The organism is Streptomyces virginiae, assembly GCF_040638905.1.
In the GTDB taxonomy this organism is placed as follows: Bacteria; Actinomycetota; Actinomycetes; order Streptomycetales; family Streptomycetaceae; genus Streptomyces; species Streptomyces virginiae_B.
The window spans coordinates 246,926-265,739 of record NZ_JBEZYV010000010.1 but is presented as its reverse complement, the minus strand read 5'-3'; the positions used below and the strand labels follow the sequence as shown (position 1 = coordinate 265,739).

At 69.2% G+C, this 18,814-nt stretch carries 17 protein-coding genes and 1 pseudogene; 10 read left to right on the top strand and 8 right to left on the bottom strand.

The features are described 5' to 3' along the window. Window positions 1-193: 193 nt before the first annotated feature. A complete protein-coding gene (locus AB0F82_RS17430) occupies window positions 194-328 on the bottom strand; it encodes a hypothetical protein (RefSeq protein ID WP_362628323.1) in 135 nt (44 codons plus the stop codon). Window positions 329-658: 330 nt separating this feature from the next. Between AB0F82_RS17430 and AB0F82_RS17425 the strand changes: the two genes are divergently transcribed. From AB0F82_RS17425 to AB0F82_RS17400, 6 genes are read left to right on the top strand one after another with little or no spacing between them, the layout of a single operon-like run. Next, a complete protein-coding gene (locus tag AB0F82_RS17425; RefSeq protein WP_362628320.1) occupies window positions 659-1,051 on the top strand; it encodes a WXG100 family type VII secretion target in 393 nt (130 codons plus the stop codon). Window positions 1,052-1,098: 47 nt separating this feature from the next. Next, entirely contained in the window at window positions 1,099-1,404 is a 306-nt protein-coding gene (locus AB0F82_RS17420) for a WXG100 family type VII secretion target (protein WP_362628318.1), read from the top strand. Continuing rightward, entirely contained in the window at window positions 1,404-3,110 is a 1,707-nt protein-coding gene (locus AB0F82_RS17415) for an RNase A-like domain-containing protein (RefSeq protein WP_362628315.1), read from the top strand. The genes AB0F82_RS17420 and AB0F82_RS17415 overlap by 1 nt, the downstream gene beginning before the upstream one ends. Before the next feature lie 11 nt (window positions 3,111-3,121). Beyond that, complete coding sequence (locus AB0F82_RS17410) at window positions 3,122-3,694, top strand: hypothetical protein (RefSeq protein WP_362628312.1); 573 nt, start codon at window positions 3,122-3,124, stop codon at window positions 3,692-3,694. 24 nt (window positions 3,695-3,718) lie between these two features. Beyond that, window positions 3,719-4,018 carry an RNase A-like domain-containing protein gene (locus AB0F82_RS17405; protein WP_362628309.1) on the top strand — a complete coding sequence of 100 codons (300 nt, stop codon included), beginning with the start codon at window positions 3,719-3,721 and terminating at the stop codon, window positions 4,016-4,018. 12 nt (window positions 4,019-4,030) lie between these two features. Beyond that, window positions 4,031-4,705 (top strand): contact-dependent growth inhibition system immunity protein, encoded by a 675-nt coding sequence (locus AB0F82_RS17400; RefSeq protein WP_362628306.1) that lies wholly within the window; start codon window positions 4,031-4,033, stop codon window positions 4,703-4,705. Between the two features lie 868 nt (window positions 4,706-5,573). On the opposite strand, the gene AB0F82_RS17395 is transcribed toward AB0F82_RS17400, so the two are convergent. The 4 genes from AB0F82_RS17395 to AB0F82_RS17380 all read right to left on the bottom strand — a co-directional run bounded on the left by AB0F82_RS17395 (window position 5,574) and on the right by AB0F82_RS17380 (window position 10,103). Continuing rightward, entirely contained in the window at window positions 5,574-5,747 is a 174-nt protein-coding gene (locus AB0F82_RS17395; RefSeq protein WP_362628303.1) for a CsbD family protein, read from the bottom strand. Window positions 5,748-6,550: 803 nt separating this feature from the next. Further along, window positions 6,551-7,444, bottom strand: coding sequence for a DUF1206 domain-containing protein (locus AB0F82_RS17390; RefSeq protein WP_362628300.1), 894 nt, complete (start codon window positions 7,442-7,444; stop codon window positions 6,551-6,553). Window positions 7,445-8,767: 1,323 nt separating this feature from the next. Then, window positions 8,768-9,157 (bottom strand): hypothetical protein, encoded by a 390-nt coding sequence (locus AB0F82_RS17385; RefSeq protein ID WP_362628297.1) that lies wholly within the window; start codon window positions 9,155-9,157, stop codon window positions 8,768-8,770. Window positions 9,158-9,665: 508 nt separating this feature from the next. Further along, a complete protein-coding gene (locus AB0F82_RS17380; RefSeq protein WP_362628294.1) occupies window positions 9,666-10,103 on the bottom strand; it encodes a hypothetical protein in 438 nt (145 codons plus the stop codon). Window positions 10,104-10,363: 260 nt separating this feature from the next. On the opposite strand from AB0F82_RS17380, the gene AB0F82_RS17375 reads away from it, so the two are divergent. Further along, on the top strand, window positions 10,364-10,954 hold the full coding sequence (locus tag AB0F82_RS17375; protein ID WP_362628291.1) for a hypothetical protein: 591 nt from the start codon (window positions 10,364-10,366) through the stop codon (window positions 10,952-10,954). Between the two features lie 129 nt (window positions 10,955-11,083). Here the strand turns inward: AB0F82_RS17375 and AB0F82_RS17370 are convergent, their stop codons facing one another. Next, on the bottom strand, window positions 11,084-12,082 hold the full coding sequence (locus AB0F82_RS17370; RefSeq protein WP_362628289.1) for a hypothetical protein: 999 nt from the start codon (window positions 12,080-12,082) through the stop codon (window positions 11,084-11,086). Window positions 12,083-12,625: 543 nt separating this feature from the next. Here AB0F82_RS17370 and AB0F82_RS17365 point away from each other — a divergent pair. After that, complete coding sequence (locus tag AB0F82_RS17365; protein WP_362628286.1) at window positions 12,626-12,841, top strand: DUF6207 family protein; 216 nt, start codon at window positions 12,626-12,628, stop codon at window positions 12,839-12,841. Window positions 12,842-12,909: 68 nt separating this feature from the next. Here the strand turns inward: AB0F82_RS17365 and AB0F82_RS17360 are convergent, their stop codons facing one another. Then, on the bottom strand, window positions 12,910-13,386 hold the full coding sequence (locus tag AB0F82_RS17360; RefSeq protein WP_362628283.1) for a hypothetical protein: 477 nt from the start codon (window positions 13,384-13,386) through the stop codon (window positions 12,910-12,912). Between the two features lie 582 nt (window positions 13,387-13,968). Then, window positions 13,969-17,044: pseudogene (locus tag AB0F82_RS17355) on the bottom strand (DNA polymerase III subunit alpha); the annotation flags it as partial. A 261-nt stretch (window positions 17,045-17,305) separates the two neighbouring features. Between AB0F82_RS17355 and AB0F82_RS17350 the strand changes: the two are divergent. Beyond that, the gene (locus AB0F82_RS17350; protein WP_362628280.1) at window positions 17,306-17,674 is read left to right on the top strand and encodes a hypothetical protein; all 369 of its coding nucleotides are present in this window, start codon (window positions 17,306-17,308) and stop codon (window positions 17,672-17,674) included. Window positions 17,675-17,966: 292 nt separating this feature from the next. Beyond that, window positions 17,967-18,611 carry a CBS domain-containing protein gene (locus AB0F82_RS17345; protein WP_362628278.1) on the top strand — a complete coding sequence of 215 codons (645 nt, stop codon included), beginning with the start codon at window positions 17,967-17,969 and terminating at the stop codon, window positions 18,609-18,611. The last annotated feature ends 203 nt before the right edge of the window (window positions 18,612-18,814 follow it).

Below are 18,814 nucleotides of genomic sequence, written 5' to 3'. Positions count from 1 at the left end.
ATACGGCCAGAAGGCCCCGCGACGTCAGGCTGCGGGGTGGGCCGGCTTCTGCTGTGACTCCAGGAGCCGGGCGCGGCACTCCTGGCAGAGCGGGTTCCCGCCAACCCCAAATCGACAGCACGTTCGATGACTTCTCTGCACCAAGTCACGGGGGATCGGCGACTCTCCAGGAGACGGCCCTGGCCCATCCGCTCTACGCGAGCCCGGCGACGGCAGACACCGCCAGGGCCAGGGCGATCCCGACCGGCGCCCAGGTCTCCTGCCCGCCGACGTCGACGCGTATCCCGTTCTCCGCAATGACCGTGGTCCGTACGCCCTGGCGGCTCAACTCCGCCTCGACGGCGGCCTGGGTAACGGTGGCGGACGAGCGGGATGCTGAGGAAGGCGAGCGCGATCAGGATCTGGAGAGCGGCGATCGTGGTGTTCATCGGGGGTCCTCGTTTCGGTGTTCCTGCCTGGCGACGACGTCACGATGAGGCGCCGGGCTGACCGGACCGAACGGCTCACCGACAGCCCGCTGACACGCTCCCGTCGTCCTTGCCGCGATCACGGGTTGCCGATCGGTGCCCCCTATTCGAATCAAATCCGATCGAACGGTTTTGTTAAGGTCAAACATGTTGATCATCTGTCGACCCGGAGCTCAGGGGAGGGAGGCACCGTGGGAAACGCAGATCTCTCGGTGGAGGCCGAGCGGCTCAAGAGCCTCGCCCGCGACCTCGACGCGATGCAGGAAGTTCTGACGAAACAACTGCTGCGCATGGACGAGATCGTGGACGCCATCGAGGCGCGGTGGCGGGGGCCGGCAGCGGAGGCGTACCGCGCCCGGCATCGCGCGGCAGCGGAGGACGCCGTAAGGATCAGGGGGACCATGAAGCTGCTCGCTGAGGCGATGCGCCTCAGCGAGGGCGGGTTCACGGCGCAGGAGCTCGAAGTCCTGCAGCAGTTCAGACGGGTACAGGCGGGGGCTGACGTGTCAGCGGAGGCGGACGCCCTCTCCACACCGAACGTCGCACCGGTCACCGCGCCACACAGCCGCATAGCCGACCTGTGAGCAGGTAACACCGGCTCGACCGACCATCAAGGACACGAGGGGGAACCGTGCCGTCTGGCGACGACGGGATATCAGTCGACTTCGCGACCCAACAGAAGCTCGCGGGCGACCTTGAGGCCATCCTCAAGACACTCAACAAGCAGCTCGACGCGCTCTACGAACGGGCCGAGAAGGTCGTGTTGACCTGGGACGGCGAAGCCAGGCAGTCGTTCATCGACCAACTCGACCGATGGGACCGGTCGGCGCAGGACCTGGTCGCGACCCAGGCCTGGCTCCACGACATCGTCGTCAACGGGCACCACAACTACGCGAACGCCCACAGGGCCGTGCTGCGCGGCTGGGGAGCGGCCTGATGGCAGGAACCGCTCCGCCCCCGCCAAACCAGAACGGCGGCTTCGACGTCCAGCCAGTGCACGTCTACCACGCCTCGGAGCTGGTGAAGGATGCGCAGTTCGCCCACGCCGACCGGGCATTCGCGCTCGTCGACGCGCTGAACAAGTACAACCAGTCCGCCGGCAGAGGCTGGGGCGCCCACAACTTCGCGGTCGCCTACATGATCGTGACGGAGAAGTTCCTGGAGGCCTGGGGCAGGAGCGTGGTCAGCGTCGGCGGCGCCGCCGTGGGCCTGACCATCACCGCCAACCACTATGTGCTGGCCGACTGGGAGGCGAGCGGTCGCAAGGGTACGCAGCCGAGGAACACCCGGGAGCCCGCCGTCATCGACAAGCCGCCTCGGTACGGCCCCGTCAACAGCATCAAGTGGTCGGGCACCGGAGAGGACGCCGACTCCTGGTGGATCTCCGGGATCCTCGGCGAGTTCCCCGACTGGCTCGCCCTCATCGTCGGGCCCTCGTTCCAGCATCTTCTGCGCCTCGGGAAGGCACACGAGATCACTCCTGGCTTCAAGCAGGAGGATGGCCGGAACATGGCAAAGTCCTGGCGCCTCATCGCGGGTGAAACCACGAAGGCCTCCGACGAGTTCACCGATGCCATCTCCACCATCACCGACACGCGCGGCAACAGTGAATGGCAGCGCGCGATGCGCGCGTTCGGACAGAGCATCTGGGGCTCGACCGAGTGGGGCAGGGCCCTCGACGAGAACCGCAACAGGGCGGAGACCGGCCGTAGCTGGCGGACCAATCGGGATCTGCCGCCCACGGGGCGGCGTCCCATCGTCGACGTACTGAAGAAGACGGCGGACACGATTCAGGAAACCCTCGACCACCTGGCCCAGGTCATGGACACCACCAGGGCGACGACCGAGCGCTGCGGCAAAGAGGCCGCCAGGGCCACGGCCAAGGACTTCACGACCGGCCTGGACCTGAGGGACGTCACCAAGCTCGCGGTCGGCGCGATCGTCGGCGAAGTCATGCGCTCATTCCGGTCTCACATGGACCAAGCGACCGTGGACGCAGCCGTCGACCACTACCACAGCGAGTTCGACGCAGCGGCCGACAAGCTGATCAAGCTCGTACCGGAATTGGAAGAGGCGATCCTCAGCGCCCCCACGTACCAGTCCGAAATCGCGCGCGCCCAGGGGTTCGGTGCGCGGTCGCTCAACGAGTTCAAGCAGGAACACAGCTGGCAGCGCGGCGGCGAGAGTCCCACCCCGTTCATGTACTCGTTCGACCTGGCGACGAACGAGGACCTCGGGGGCGGGCACACCCTGGAGAAGCACGTCGGCAAGACCGATGAGCAGCTGCTGCAAAGGCACCGGGACCAGTCCAAGCCGTCCGGGAAGCTCGAGCTCATGTCGGCGTCGAGCTTCGCCGACTTCGAGTCCGCCCAGAAATACACTCAGTACAACATCCGCCACAACACCGCGGAAATCCAGGAATGGCTGAAGAATCCTCCCCCGGCCAAACGTGCACTGTCCATCGTCGTGCCATCGATACCGTTGGAAGGCCCGCTCACCGGAGACGCAGTGACCGGACGAACCTCTCGGGGTGTGAACAACGTGCCGATGCCCGTTGAGGATGCCAAAGGTGTGAGAACGCGCCTTCAGTACGACCCGAACCTGAATCCGCCTTTCGTCGTCCACACATCGTCACCTGAGTAGTGGAGTGAATGATGACTGAACTCACCGCGGAGGCGTGGGCAGACGCGCTCGAGCTCTACCAATACAGCTATACCTCCGTATCCGTTGTCCGCCGGGAGCACGAGGAGTGGTGGCTCGACGCCGCCGCGATCATGCGCGGCCAGACTTCCGACCCACGCGGATGGCGATCGCTCGATCCGGACGAGGACGAGGACGAACGACGGGACGATCCGCTGTTCCCCTTCGCCGAGGCCCCTACTACACCCGAAGACGTGGTCCGCTTCCGGCAGCGAGTGACCGAGCTTCCCCGGAGCTCGGTCCAGTCGCTGGTCGTCCTGCTCGGTATCCCCGGCCTGGAGGTGGCCAAGGCGGCGGATTTCGGACGTGACCGGCCCGAAATGGAACGCCGAGCGGGTCTGATCCTCTCACGCTTCCTCCACGGCACGCGCTTCTACTCCAATGTGGGGTGGAAGACCGACAACCCGGACTTCTACGAGCAGCCCGTCCGCCAGACGGATCCGTTCAGCCGCTACGGCTGGGATGCCGGTCTGATTGCCGTCAACGACGCCGAAGTCGCGATGATCTGGTACTTCGACCCCACCTGATCAGATCCACCGAACTGGGAATCCATGCTGACGCGAACCGCCACCTACCCCGACCGGGAAACCGCCCAATGGGCTACCCAGGAGGTCATCACCCGTAACGAGCAGGCCATCCACCGCTGGCTCGCCCAGCGCACCCGCCTCCGGATCACCCTCGAAGCGGCCTGGCCCTCCCGTCCCGATCCGGTCGGCCGCGTCCTGCTCCAGGCCATGGCCTTCGCCGGGCTTGGGCCCGTGGACGTACGGGCGGCACGGGTGGTGCTTCGGCGCGAGCCCGGCGCGCCCGACGGTTTCGTCGTGCACACCACCGTCCCGATCTACCTGTAGAGGCCGTCCCCGATGTCCATGAAGCCCATCGACTTCGACCGCCGCTATGGCGAGCTGGACCAAGTGGTCAGCGCGTACCTCGGTCAGCCCGGAGACGACGAGCAAGACCGGCCGAGCCGCGCTCTCAGCGCGTACCTGCGGCACACCTGGCACACTCGCCCCTGGGCTCTGTCTGCCGCGGAGCAGCAACTGCGCGCTTACGCCAACAATCCGCCCGGTCGGCTGCGTCAGCGGCTGGGCGAGTTCTACCCGGTCCCGGACATCGGTCTACCCGACTCCGAGATCCAGTCATGGCTCGTCCAGCTCGCCGACCACATCAAGCAGAGCATCGAGAGCGGTGAGGCCCCTCGCCCATCGGAGCTGCCCGAGACCCGTTGGGAATGGCATGCGCGTTTCCCCGAACTCGGCCAGTTCCTCGGCGGCTGGTTCTCGCAGGACATGCCAGACGAGTTCACCGACCACGAAGCGGCCGTCCGCGACTACGCCGTCTCGACAGACCACACTCTCGTGGCCCGCGTCGTCGGCGAGATCCACGAGCTGCTCGCACTCGGACTGGACGAGACCGACCACGCCGTCGCCGTGGCAGAACTGGGAATGGAGCTCGAACCGCCGGGAGACCACTCTCCGGGCAGCTGGCTCAGTGCCGTCGCCGATGAGCTGAGCGGCTTCCGGCCCAAGCACGTGTAGCCGGCTACTGCCGGTGGCGACGGCGGTCGCGTCGGCCCCGAGAACGGCGTACTGGGGTATGGACTCCAGCTCGACGACCGAGCCAAGGCGAGGTACTTCGACCCCACCCTCGACCAGCTAGTGGCGGAGGTCCAACAACGGGAGCTTCCTTCAGCCCATGGATCAACTCGCTGCGGACTCGAAGTCACTGGTGCAGTTAACAGGCCAGCGCACGCACGGTCCGGACTGGGATGGGGCCCAGGTCGCGACTGCGGTGCGTGCGGTGGGGGTGCTCATGAGCGATTCCTCTCGGCGGCGGCACTGTGAACCGTTTCGCCGACCCGGCATTCCCGCCGACACACAGCAGCACACGCTCGCCACAAGCAGTCACCAGACCGCGCTCCAGTATCTGGGTAGCACGGGTCCCGGAAGCGGTGCAACACGGTGGTGCACCGCGCTCGCGCAACAGCGCGTTGCACGCGTTGCGCCAGGTCAAGACCGCAACGCACGGTTGCGTTCGCCGCGTTGCACCGCCTGTGTTGCAGGGCACCCGCGTGCAGACGGCGGGGCTACCTCCTGCCGTCCGCGCCCCAGCCGCCGAGGAAGTCGTCCTGATCGTCCAATCGATCCAGGTCGGTCGATGCGGCTGTGGGCCCGCGGCCGACGCCTCGTTCGGCGCGGATGCCAGTGCGGCCGCGCTCAAAGACGCCGGGTCCCCGAGGACGAGTACGAAGACGAGGGAGCCCCCGAAGAGGACGACGAGGACGAAGCAAGCCGTCCGCGCCGATAGCCGCACATAGTCGCCGAGAAGGGCCGACGTGAGACGTCGGCCCTTTGCTATGGCTTCCCAGGAGATCCCCCGGGAGGGGGTGGGCTCCAAGGTGTGGGGTCAATGCTTGAGTGTGTCCTTGACCTTCTGCATGGTCTGCTTCGCATCACCCGCCATCTGTTCGCGGGCCCCCTTCGCCTCCAGACTCTCGTTACCGACAGCCCGACCGGTGGTTTCCTTCAGCTTGCCCTTGGTCTTCTTGGCTACGTTCTTGACCTTCTTGCCAGCCGCCATCTCTGCCACCTTCCACTAGGCCACCCAAAAACCACCCCAAAATGGCCACTAAGCGAATTATCCCCCAAAACAGACCCGGCCTTCTCCGCTGGGCTGAAGCCACTACTCTGCGTTACTGCCATCCCGGGGCGGCGCATTGGAAACTCACAGCGCGGGCCCTCCGACCCCAGAGTCCTTGACCCGGACCCGACGGCGGGCGGCCGAGTCCGGCACTGGCCGCGCGGTCCGTGCGGTGCGCAGCTGGTGCCGCAAGGCGAACACTCTGCCTGACCTCACGCATGGTTAAGCACCCTCCCGGGCCGCCGAGACCGAACCGCGACCGCCCCGACCCCCGAGGGAGACGTGTGCCCCCCCGGCGCTGAGGAAAGCGTCCTGGACCGCATCCTCGGCGCCTGCCGAGCAGATGCTGGGCGAGGGCGAGCAGACGGGCCACTGTGTCGGCGTGCTGGGTCCTGCGGGAACTCCACGGCCTGCACTACGAAAATCACCCATATGGGATCAGCAGCGAACAAACGGTGCGCGACAGACTCTCCGCGCGCCAAAAGCCGCTGCCACCGCAAGGGGGGACCGGTGCACTGACGCGACGATATGGGCAAACGACATCAGAGCGTCGGTCACGGCCGGACGTGCGGCAAACGAGCACAGCGTGCTCTTCGGTGGGGGGTGAGGCCGCTCGGGCGACGCCTTCCAGCTTGGCGGGGGAGTCACGCATGTCAGCGCGGTGTGAGAACAACGCAGGTGAGGCGGGTTATCCGTACCGCCCAAATGGCATACGACACTCGCCATGGCCACGCACCGGCCTGTCAGCCTGCACCGCGGCTCCTGACCTGCTGCTCCGCCGGGGCGTCGTGTTCCGGGGCTATGCGCCAGCGGGCTTCGCAGAAGGAGTAGAGGCCGAACAACAGAAGGCCCACCGCCGCGGCGATCAGCAGCGCGGGCCCGGCCGGCGTGTCAGCGAACGAGCGCAGAATCTCGTCCAGGCCCTTTGCCTGGCCGGCGTCGAAGCGCACCGCGGCCAGGAGAACGAACAGGCCGGTCGCCACCGCGACCACCCCGCACGCCACGCCGCCGATGATGCCCAGAGCCGCGACGATACGCCGCGTCGTCCGGCTCATCCGCTCCGTGCGGAGGTTCTTCTCGAACTTGCGCATCAGGCTGCGCACCACGATCACCACGCCCACGATGGCCAGCACGGCCCCGAACACGCCGACGAGTACCCGGCCATAGGGCCATTCCAGCACGCGCGCGGTGTAGTCCTTCGACGACTCGTCACCGCCGCGGGCCCCGCCGGACCCGCCGACCAGCGCGGTCTGCACCACGCCGATACAGATCACCAGGTAGAAGACGGCCAGCCCCAGGGAGCCCAGGCGCCGGGTCCACTTGTCACCGCCTTCCGTCGCCTGCCCGAAGGCGGCCTCGGAAAGGCGCCACAGCGCCATCGCCGCCAGCCCCACCACCAGCGCCCACAGCAGCACCTGGCCGTACGACTGCTCACCGATGGTCCGCACCGCCCCGGACCGGTCGGCCTCCTTGTCACTGCCGCCACCGAAACCGATCCGCACGGCGAGGAGCCCGACCAGAACGTAGATCACTCCCCGGGCACAGAGCCCGACTCTGGAGGCAACCTCCATGGCGCGGCTGTCAGCCACACGCTGCCCCCGGGTCTTGGCCTGGGCGCTACCGTTGTCGATCGCCATACCTGGCACCTCCCTGTGCGCTACCGAAGTCGACACGGCGCGATAGTCAGTGCGCGCTGGAAGGCGTTCTCGCCACGGCCTGCGAGATGCGCCCCCTGGCTCGGCACACACCGCACCAGGGCGGCTCCCGCGGGCTGGACGCGGCGGCGACCGGTCACAGCGGCTCCTCCTACCATGGCACCAGGCAGCGCACCCGACCAGTGCAGCCCCTTTCGCTTCTCCCGCTTCGGCTCTCCCCGGAGCAACGGGCTCGACTCCTGAACCGGGACGGGACCGGCAGGCTTTGGCGACGGCCGGGGTGATCGCGGAGAGCGCCTTGGGCGCGGGCAGCAGCGAAAGGGTCCACGCGGAGGAGCCTGCGGGGCCGCCGGGACCGGTCCAGACGGCAACGGCCGCATCCTTCGCCCCGCGGCGGCGTCGGCCGTGTAGGCATGGGCTGAGGCGACGAGCCGCTTCGGACAAAGACCAGGTGTCCCCGGCCGGGCGGACCGATTCGAGCAGGTAGTGCACTCCGGCCGAGGCGTAGGCCAGCAGCATGCGGGCGGTGCCGTCGCTGCCGACCACCGGTTCGCTGGGCCAGGTGTGGGGGGCGAGCTGGGGGTGATCGGTCCAGGTGCTGGCCCGATCGAAGGCGAGGTTCGCGTTCGGGCAGCCGGCCGCGTACCCAAGCAACCGCCTCCCACCGGCCTGATCCACCGCCAGACCCACCGGTGCTTGGCGCACCGTGCGGTGCAGGAGACGGCCCCTGCCCAATGAAAGAACGCTGGGCAAGCCCTTCGTACGCCGGGGCTTGCCCACCGGGACGTGTGACCGGTCGGCAGGAGAGCGTGACCGATCCGTCTTCCGCGATCGGTCAAACAGCACGTCAGCGCCGTGACCGACCCATGCAACTCCCGCCCGAGCCGGTGACCGGCCACCGGCCACCGGTGACCTGTGACAGCGAAGCTGGACCACTTGTCATCGAAGTTGGACGGACGGCTGTTTACGCCAGCGAAGATGGATCACTGCATGGTTGGTGACAGCGAAGCTGGACCGGCAGGGGCTTGAGCTGCGCGATCCCGGAGTCCGGCTCGCCGGAGGACCGCTCTTTGCCGGCAGGTGCCCGAGCACCACTGGCGGGCGCGGGATGGCTCGAGGTGGGCCGTGGAGGTTCCGCATGCCGCACATTCCCGCTGGTCACAGCCTCTGGTGAACTCCTGCTCGAAGGAGTGGTCCGAGCACCAGGGGTTCGGCCTGAGGGGCTGGAAGAGGCAACGGCAGGTCAGCCAGGACGAACAGGCACACCCAGAAGATCTGCACCCGACTAGGTTCACGTCGAGAGCGTCAGCACTTCTCCTTCCGCGCCTGCTGGATCAGCGGCTCGGCCTCGTCCAGCGTGAAGGTGACCTGCCAGGTCTCGGCCGCCCGGTGCAGGGTGTTGGCGAACTCCTGGTAGCCGTGGTCCTGTTGAGCCGCGTCGGCGGCGCGGTTGGTCGCCGTGTTCAGGTGCTGCCCGGCGGTCTGGTAGTAGGGGTCGGTCAGATTTGACGGCCGGGGGCGGGCGAGTTGGTCGGTCAGCTGCTGCAGGGAGGCGCAGGCGGACTTGGCAAACTCGCGCGCCGCCACCGTGGCCTTGGAGGGCGTCGAACTGCAGGCCGCCAGGGAGAGCGTGGACGCCAACAGCAGGGGCAGGGGCGGTGACAGGCGAAGTATCAGCTGACGTCGACTAGTCATGGGTCAATCCTAGTTAGCATGACGGCCTGACCGCCCGGAAATCCGGTGGGCCCGCAGCCACCGTCCCGCCCGGCCCACATCTGGGCCGTGTCTGCTCTGGCCTGCAACGCGGCCATCAACGACGGCACCGCTTCCGCCCACTCTCGCCTCAACGCCCGCGCACCTCGGCGGGCTCGTCACCCGCGACGGTAGAAGCCAGCCACACGATCACATACCAAAACCCCGCGAAGCACCCCAGCGAGGCACCCGCACCGAGCATGCACCCACCTCAATCGGTCCAACTTTCTCGTCGCTAAACAGCGTTGGTCCAACTTCGGTGGCAATCCGTCCAACTTCGCTGTCACAGGTCAACCCGCGTGCAGACGGCGGGACTACCTCCTGCCGTCCGCGCCCCAGCCGCCGAGGAAGTCGGCCAGGGCACGGCGCTGCTCTTCCCCTCGGGCGATCTGCTGCGCGAGCACGGTGCTCAACACGACGTGCGTCGGCGAGGAGCCGGCCTGGAGCCGGGTCAGGGCGAGGCGGCAAGTGTGACGCGGCGGAGGTATTCGTCGTACTCGCAGCCGGCGTCGGGATCGCCGTCGGTCGGACACATCACGGGGTCATCCGCCTCGCCAAAGAGGAAGATGGGAACCCTGCAGTCGGTACCGGAGAACGTGAGCTGCAGGTAGGCGCCGCGGTCCACCGGCTCGTCCACCCCCGAACCGAAGTGCCAGCTGCCGGAGGACAGGTCCGACCGGTTGCCGCAGAGCTCTGCCGCTGACAACCGGGGAACCCCGTCACTGGTGAAACTTCCGTTCGCGTGGAAGGTCAAGACCGTCCCCTCCCGGCTGCGCCACTGGCCGGCCAGCTGGTCGGCCGAAAGCGCCACGGCGTGGTACGCCGCAGCATTACAGGCAACCGTCACCGCGCCGACAGCCACCATCAGCCCGGCAGGCCGCCATCCCATGCATCCCACGGCAACTCCACCCCCGCAGCCAGGCCCGCGTCCACGGGCTCAGCACACATTTGAACACGCTCACATGCATGGCCTGCGCCCGGGTCCCCGCCCTACCGACCACCCTCCGGTCCACATGGCCTGCCCCCCGCGAATGCCTGCCCAAGCCGCCGCTTCAGGGCTGCCATCACGCGATACGAGCAGACCCCTGTTCCTACCTCAGGCAGCAGCCCGCAGTCGTTCCCGGAATCCGGCGACAACCGTTTCTGCCTGTGACCTACGCAGCCAGCATCCTCATCACCTCCTCCCCCGCCGAGATCGACGGGGCCCCGGCCTCGTGGCAACTGCGCCTGCGCAACGACGACGGCCAGGGCCTGAACGAGATGGGCACGGCCATGAAGGCCGGGCGCGGGCACGCCTACAGCGTCACCGAGGAGCCCGGCGCCAAGATCGTCCTGGCGTTCCTCCCGAACCACCCCGAGGAAGGCATCGGCATGCTGGCGCGGGTCCCTACCAGCGAAGGCCCGGACGGCGACGACGTCGTCTTCGAGCGGTCCGCGGAGCGGCCGATGGCGCAGTGGGCCGAGGCCGGGGAGAACCTCCTGCGGATCGTGCCGCAGCTCGGCCCCGACGCGCCGGCCGGGGACGGAGTCGACGACTGCCTGCCGTGCCCCGGCTGCTACCGGCCCGTCTACGGCAGCTCCTCCTCGCACACCCTCATCGGCGCCACCCCGTTCCCTCTGACCGGGTTGTGCAGGCTGTGCGCCGACGGCACCACCCTCCGCTCGCTGCGCCAGGCCGACGTCCCGGTCGACCCGGAACAGCTCGTCGTCCTGGAGACCGTGACCGCCGCGATGGCGTAACCCGGCCGATGGGCAAGCCCGCCCGCGCGGAGGGCTTGCCCAGGCACTCAGGCTTGCCCGGATGCCGGCTTCAGCATCGGGACCATCCGCTGCACCAGGGCCGGGGCAGCTGGCGGGTGTCCCTCCTGGCTAGCTCTCGGAGGGTTTCGCGGACGGCGGCAGGGCCATGTCGAGGAGCGCGTCGATGGTCTTCTCGCCCAGCTTGCTGTCGAGGTGGAAGGATCGGCGGATGATTTTCCCGACGGTCTCCGGGTCCACGTTCAGCCGTGTGTGGGCGTCCAGGCAGATCTCGCTCAGGAGGTTGGCGGTGTGGTCCGGCTTGCGCTGGACGTACCAGTCGAAGATCTGGACCACGTCGCGGCGGAGGGTGCCGAGCCACATGCCGCTCCTCCCCTTCTGGACTCCCGTGGCCAGATGGGAGAGCACGGCCTCGATCAGCGTCGTGCGCAGCGCCGACATGGGGACAAGGCTTTCGGTTCCCACCGTGAGGGAGACCGCGGGCCACCAGGCAAGGGTCTTGGCCGCCTCCTCGGTCTGCTTCCCGTCCCCCTGGATGACCTTGGTGAGGCGGTTGTGGTCGGCGACGAGCCCCTGGGGCTGCGGGGTGCCGAAAGAGGTGGTGGCCGAGAGGAGTACGCCGGGGCCCTGGGCGCAGTGATGTTGTTCAGCCCAGTCCCCGCCCACGGGCCTCGACCACAGAGGTCCGCCTGCGCCGTGGGCCTGCGGTTCGGGCATCTTGTGGTCTTCGAACTTCGGGTCCGGGAGGTCGTCCTCGGCGATGTTCGCGATCTTCGCCAGCCCGGTGCGGTCCACCAGGCTGCCCGGCTCCAGCTCGGGAGCCTTCAGGTCGACGACGCACTCGTCCAGCGGCCGTGCATCCGTCAGGCGCCGGCGGTGCTCCGCCCACAGCGCCAGATGATCACGCCAGTTGGGCAGGGCTGTCCTGGGCGTGGTGAACCCGACGATGGTGGCGACGGTCGCCTTGCCGGGGTCGGCGGGGTGGACCAGGAGGTCCGCGGCCGTGACGGTGAGCGCGTTTTGGACGGGGCGGGCATCGTAGCGTTCGTAGGCGCCGTCGAAGACCACGCCGGGCCGGTGCCAGGCGGTGCCCGTCCCACCAGTAGCCACCGTGCCGGTAGAGGAAGCCGGTGTGGCCGTACACCCAGTCGTGGTGGAGCCCGCTCCAGCTGCCGTCGGTGACCAGCACGACGGTGCGACCGTGCTCGGGGTGGTAGTGGACGGCCCACGCGTACGCGCGGTTCTTCGGCTCGGTGGTGAACGCCACCCAGCCGCCTCCCGGTAACGGGTCGGTGCGGCCCCACAGTCCCTCGCCCTGGTCCCGGCCGGTGCGCTCGCTCGCGTCCGGGTTGTCGAGCGGCAGCCGTTCGTCGTTGATGAACGGCAGACCCGGAACGGGATGATCGGTACGAAGTCCGTTGGCCACCGGACGGAAGTCACCCAAGATCTTCTCTCCCTTGCGACATGAGAACCCCACGCGACGCGGGGGTAAGTCCCCCCATCCCTGCGGCAGCACCGGCGCCGTTAAACCGCCCAAGCGGGACATCGAGCGGAGCCGGTGCTGCCGGGCACACATGCCTCTGGTTCGCGCACGTGCGGGTGAACCCATCTCGGTCGGCGAACCGTCCCCGCCGCGCTGTCGTCGACAAGGGGATGAAGCCGATCGACGAGAAGCACATCGCGGAGCCCGGCCTGGGGGTGCTGGACATCACCGGCGGGGACGAGGACACCGTCCGGGCCGTCATGGCGGCGCTGGAGGAGCGCTGGGCAACCTCGGGCATCAGCCCGGTGCGCCGGGATCCCGGCGAGCCCGGTGCGCGGGCCCGGGTCTACGCCGATGTCCTGCGCCCGGGGCGGGAGACCTCGTAACCGAGGGCCTGGGCAAGCCGCCTCTCGCGGAGGGCTTGCCCAGGGTCGCCTTGGGCTTGCCCAGGCACTCAGGCTTGTCCGGCGGCCGGCTCCAACAGCGGGCGGGCGCGGCCGGCGCCGTCGCAGTGGAAGCACCGGCCGCCGCCGGGCGGGCTGCGGGCCCCGATGGTGCCGACGGCCTGGCGCAGGAGCTGGGTGAGGCCGTGGACGTGGGCCGGGTGCAGCGTGAGTTCGTGGCGAGTGCCCACCACGATTTCCAACGTCTCCCCGGGAAGAGCATGCCTGTCGTCCGTATCCAGGGCAGGCACCAGATCCCCTACCAGGTCGTGCAGATCGGCCATGGTCTCTCCGCCTGCCAGCTCCACCCGCACCCTCCAGAGGAGTTCCGACCGTGTGAGAGACAGCAGCACCTCCGGCCCCAGGAAGGGAAGAAGGTGGTCGGGTGCTTCGGGGTGGGTTGCGTGAAGTCGGGTCAGTGCGCGCCACATGGCGCTGGGATCGTGGAACTCAGGTCCGGACGGGCTCTCCTGCTTGTCTTCGCTCATGAATCTGGTCTACGGCCGGCGAGGTGGCGTCGGCCGACTTCGTGCCGCCGCGTCCCGGACGGTGCTCCCCGGACTTCAGGACCCATCCCGCCCGGCGGCCCGGACGCGGGGCAAGCCCTCCGTGTCGAGGGCTTGCCCAGCGGAACCCGTGACCGATCGGCGGGCCGGGCGTGACCGATCCGTCTCCCGCGATCGGTCAAACAGCACGTCAGCGCTGTGACCGACGCATGCAACTCCCGACCGAGGCGGTGACCGGTCATCGGTCAGCCGCTCCTTCGCCGGGAAGCCCGGGGATGGCCGTGACCGACGCTGCCCGGTTGGCCGGGGTGGGCAAGCCGGTGTTCGGGGCGGCTTGCCCAGGCTCGCCTTGGGCTTGCCCAGCGTGCGTCGCGGTCAGCTGCGACGGCGGAAGAAGCCGCGGCCGGGCCTGCCCGGCTCCTGGTCCTCCTGCGAGGGCGGCGGCACGGCGGCCTGGAGACGGGCGGCTTCCTCGCGGGCGACGTCGTCGGCGTGGCAGGTCCCACACACGGTCAGGCCCCCGGCCGTCCAGGCGCCGCCGCGCGCGGTCGTCTCCGCCCAGCGCTCGTCGGTGGCGAAGATGACGCGCTTGCCGGACGGGATCGGCGGGGTCTGGGTGGAGGCGCGCACGCCGGCGACCAGGACCTTCTGTCCGGCGTGCATGGCCCTGAGGTGGGCGGCGTCGGTGGCCCCGATCTCGCGGAGCAGCCGGTGGTGGTGGGTCATCAGGTGCTGGGAGACGTCGATCTTCAGGACGTCGATTTCGGCGCTGAGGGCTTCGCGGCTGGTCATCTCCGGCAGCCCGGACGGCTCGGCGGTGACGAGCTCGCCGCCGAGGGGGAGCTGGCCGTCGGCGGGGTGGCCGCGGGTGTGGGAGTGGAGCTCGGCGGCCTGGAGCAAGAGGTCTCGTCGGGTCAGCGGCCCCCGCAGCGCGTCCAGAGCGCCGATCTGGATGAGGCGCTCGGCGATGGGTAGGGCGGGGCGGGCGCGCTGCCAGAAGTCCTGGAGGCCGTTGTAGGGCTGCCCGGCGGCGATCCGGGCGACCTGGTCCTCGCTAATGCCCCGCACCGAAGACAGCGACAACCGCACCCCCCACCTGCCGTCGCCGGTCTGCTCGATCCGGTATTCGGCGGCGGAGTGGTTGATGTCGACGGGCAGGACCGGGATGTCGTGGCGGCGGGCGTCGGAGACGATGACCCGCGGCGGCCACATGCCGGGGTCGTGTTCCAGCAGGCCGGCGTAGAGGGCGGCCGGGTGGTGAGCCTTGAGCCAGGCCGACTGCAGCGCGGGGACTGCGAAGGCGACGGCGTGGGCGCGGCAGAAGCCGTACGCGCCGAACCCCTTGATGATCTCCCACACCTCTTCCAGGACGGCGGGTGTGTAGCCGCGTCGGCCGGCCTCGCCCTTGAACCAGGCCTCTACCTGCGGCAGCCGCTCGCCGTTGGCGAGCGCGCGGCGGGCGACCTCGGCCAGCGCCCGGTCGCATCCGGTCAGGACGGCGAACATGTCGATGATCTGCTCGTGCCAGATCGTCACCCCGTACGTCGAGGCCAGCACCGGGATCAGGTCGGGGTGCGGGTACTGGGGGGCAGCGCCGTGGCGGGCGGCGATGTAGAGCGCGGGCATGCCGCCCTTGACCGGGCCGGGGCGGAAGAGGCTGATGTCGGCGATGACGTCCTGGACGTCGCGCGGCTGGAGCCGGCCCACCAGGTCCTGCTGGCCAGGGGACTCCAGCTGGAACATGCCGATCGTGTCGGAGGCGCGGATGAGGTCGAAGGCGCCAGGGTCGCCCAGGGGGACGTGGTCGGGGTTGTCGAGGTCGATCTGCCGACCGGTAGTCCGCCGGATCTCCTTGACCGCGTGCGCCATCGCAGACTGCATCCGCACGCCGAGCACGTCGAGCTTGAGCAGACCGAGGTCTTCGACGTCCTCCTTGTCGGCCTGGACCATTGGGTACTGACCGCCGGGCGTCGGCTGCACCGGCAGCCGATCCAGCAACGTGCTGTTGGACAGGATCACCCCGCACGGGTGCATCGCGATCCCCCGCGGCAGCGCGTCAAGGCCCTCGGCCAGCTCCCACAGCGGCCCGAACGAGCCGGCCTCCGCCGCGAGCTGCTTCAGCTCCGGCAGGGTGGCGAGCGCATCCTTGATGTCGCACGCGCGGATGTGCGGGAAGGACTTCGCGACCCGGTCGACCGTCTGCGGGGCGATGCCGAGCGCGAGGCCGGCGTCGCGCAGGGCATGCCGGGCCCGGTAGGTCTCCGGCATCCCGGTCACCGCGACCCTCTCCGGCCCGAACCGCTCGATGATCCGGTCGTAGACCTCCAGCCGACGCGCGGACTCCACGTCCACATCGATGTCGGGCAGCGACCGCCGTCGGACGGAGAGGAACCGCTCGAAGAGCAGGTCGTGGTCGAGCGGGTTCGCCGTCGCCACGAACAGGGCGTGGTTGACCATCGAGCCGGCCCCCGACCCACGCGCCGCGACCCGAATCCCCATCGCCCGGACATCGGCGACGACCTGGGCGACCGCGAGGAAGTACGCCTCGTACTCCAGCTCCCCGATCACCGACAGCTCGTACTCCAGCTGCTCCACCGCCCGCCGGTCTGCGTCCAGGCCGCGCGCGAACATGCCCGCCTCGCACCGCTGCCGCAGCAGCCGCATCGCACCGCCCGGCCCCGACTCGGCGCCGACGACCTCCGGCTCGGGGAAGTGCGGGCGGCCCAGTCCCAGGTCCGCAACCGGGTCGACGACGCACGCCTCGCCGGTCCGGATGGATGGTCTCGGCGAGGAGGGTGGCGGCCCGCCCGCGGTCGGCGCCGGCGGCCTCCGAGATGCGCTCCGCGGCGGCCGCCATCTGAGCCGGTCCAGTCAGCCAACGCTGCCCGCAGTCCAGCCGCCGGTCGATCGGCCGCAGCAGCCGCGCCGCGTCCAGGACGTCGGCGATCCGGTGCTGGCCCGGGTCGGCGTAGCGGACGGCGTTCGTCAGGACCGCGGGCACACCGAGCCGGTCGGCCAGACGCAGCGTTCGAGCGGCCAGCCGCAGCGAGCCCGGGCCGGTCCCGGGTACACCCCAGCACACCGCCTCCAGCCGCAGGTTCCCGCCCGCGACATCCCGCCATGGCGCCAGCAGCCGCTCGGCGACATCCTCCCGCCCCGCCGACAGCGCCCGCACCGGCTCCGACACCGGTCCCACCAACACGATCAAGCCCTCGTCCGCGTACTGGCGCAGGACGTCCCAAGACACCACCGGCAAGCCTTCGACCGCACTGACCTGCGCGGCCGACACCAGCCTGCACAGCCGCCCCCAGCCCGCCACGTTCCGCGCGAGGAGCGTGATGCGCAGCGGCGGCTCCACCACGTGCGCGCCACCACGTACCGGGGTGCGCAGGCGGGGCGCGGAGCCTGGGCTGGCCGGAGTGTGAGGGGCGACAGCTACGTCGACGCCGAAGATGGGCTGGATCCCGGCGTCCATGGCGGCTTTCGCGAAACGCACGGCGCCGGTCACGGTGTCCCGGTCGGTCAGCGCGAGCACCCCGACGCCGCGCTCGGCCGCCCGGCGGACCAGGTCGCGGGGGTGGGAGGCGCCGTAGCGGGCCGAGTAGCCGCTGGCGACGTGCAGATGCACCCCACAGCCCATGGCGCACCTCCCGCAAGCGAATATTTTCAGCCGCTATGGCCGGATCCTCGCTACCCACGATATAGAACTAAAATCGAACAAGACGAATCGGTAACTCCGCCTAAGGCTTGTCCCGTAAATGTGACTGAGTGTCGTAGTTGGCCACTGAGCGTTCTAGTTGGCCGGAGCCGCGCAAAGCCAGCCGTGCGAGAGGCTCCGGGGTCACGCGCGAGCACGGGAAATGGAGATGCTGGTCCCTGGCCCGCGCAGGCAGGACTCCCCATGTCGACCGACCTGAGCGGAATGATCGAATGCCGGCCGGGCGCCCGCCTGTGGGGCCCCGACGACGAGGACTCCGTATGGGAGGTCGGCATCGATCTCTTCCTCAACCGAGGCAACGCCTACGACGGCCTGGCCTACCTCTTCGGAATCCGAAACTCCTTTGGCTTCCGTCCCCTGGCGGAAGATCATGGCTTCCCGGACGACGCCTCGGATGGGCTGCGAGGTGAATTCGCCGGCTACGGCGGCCCCCACGATGTGCACGGGACCACCTGGCTGACCTGGGCCGAGCTGAGCACCACGGACTCGCGCTGCGTACCTGGTCGGCCAGACTGGCCAACTACAGCCCTCGGTCACAACTGGTGTGATTGAGCACCCAACTTAGCCCGCTCGGCCAACTACAACGCGCACGCGCAACCCCGGACGGACGCGGCCAGGGCGTCGAGGTGCCAGCACCTGCCACACTCGGCGGCACTCTGGCCATGGGGCCGCTGGCCCTCCTCGCCAGGTCAAAGCTCACTGGTCGCCGGAGAAACGGGGTGCTGTCATGGGAGGGAAGACGCGTTGACGAGCCGGCAGGGCCGCGGAGGCCGGCGCGCCGCGCGTCGTCCGCCCGGGCGGTCCTACCGCAGCCGCCCATCGCAAAACTGAGGAGGCCGACGCCATGCTGCACCGCCGCACGGTCGGTGACGTGATGACCGAGGATGTCGTCACCCTCCACCCCAACACACCGTTCCAGGACGTCGTCGGCCTGCTGGACGCGAACGACATCGTCGCTGCCCCGGTCGTCGATGACGACGGCTCCCTTGTCGGCGTCGTGTCCACGTCCGACGTGCTGCGGCACGAGACCGGCATGCCCGATCCGCAGGGGCAGGACGGGAACGACGCGGGCGTCTGGGGCAAGGCCCGGGCCCGAACCGCGGGCGCGCTCATGAGCAGCCCCGTCTTCACCGCCCACGCCGACTGGACGATCCCCCGGGCCGCTCGGGAACTCCGCAGTCGGCACGTCAAGCAGCTGCCGGTGGTCGGCGACGATGGGCTCCTCACCGGCATCGTCAGCCGCAGCGACCTACTCGACGCTTTCATCCGCTCCGACGCCGAGATCCGCGGCGAAGTCGAGCAGGACGTCCTGCGGCGCATCCTCGGCCTGGAGGAGGGCAGCGTCGCGATCGAGGTCCGGGACGGGGTCGTCACCCTGTGGGGTCACGTCCCGGAACCGCGTCTCGTCCTGGTGGTCGTGGGCCTCTGCCAGGGCGTCGACGGTGTTGTTGCCGTGGACGCCCACCTTGCCGCCGCCGGGACGGGCTAGGCCGGAGTTACCTCGCGCCAACCAAAGAAGCGCTGGCCAAGTAGAGCGCTAAGTCAAGGCTCGGTGGGTGGAACAGCACGCCTTCGCCTGGGTCCACCTGCCTACGACGCAGTGATGAAAGCAGCGGTGGTCAGCCCGGCAGGTCATTGCCCCGCCCGGAATCCGGCGACGTGCCGGCCGTGCCAAGGGCGGGGGGATCATCG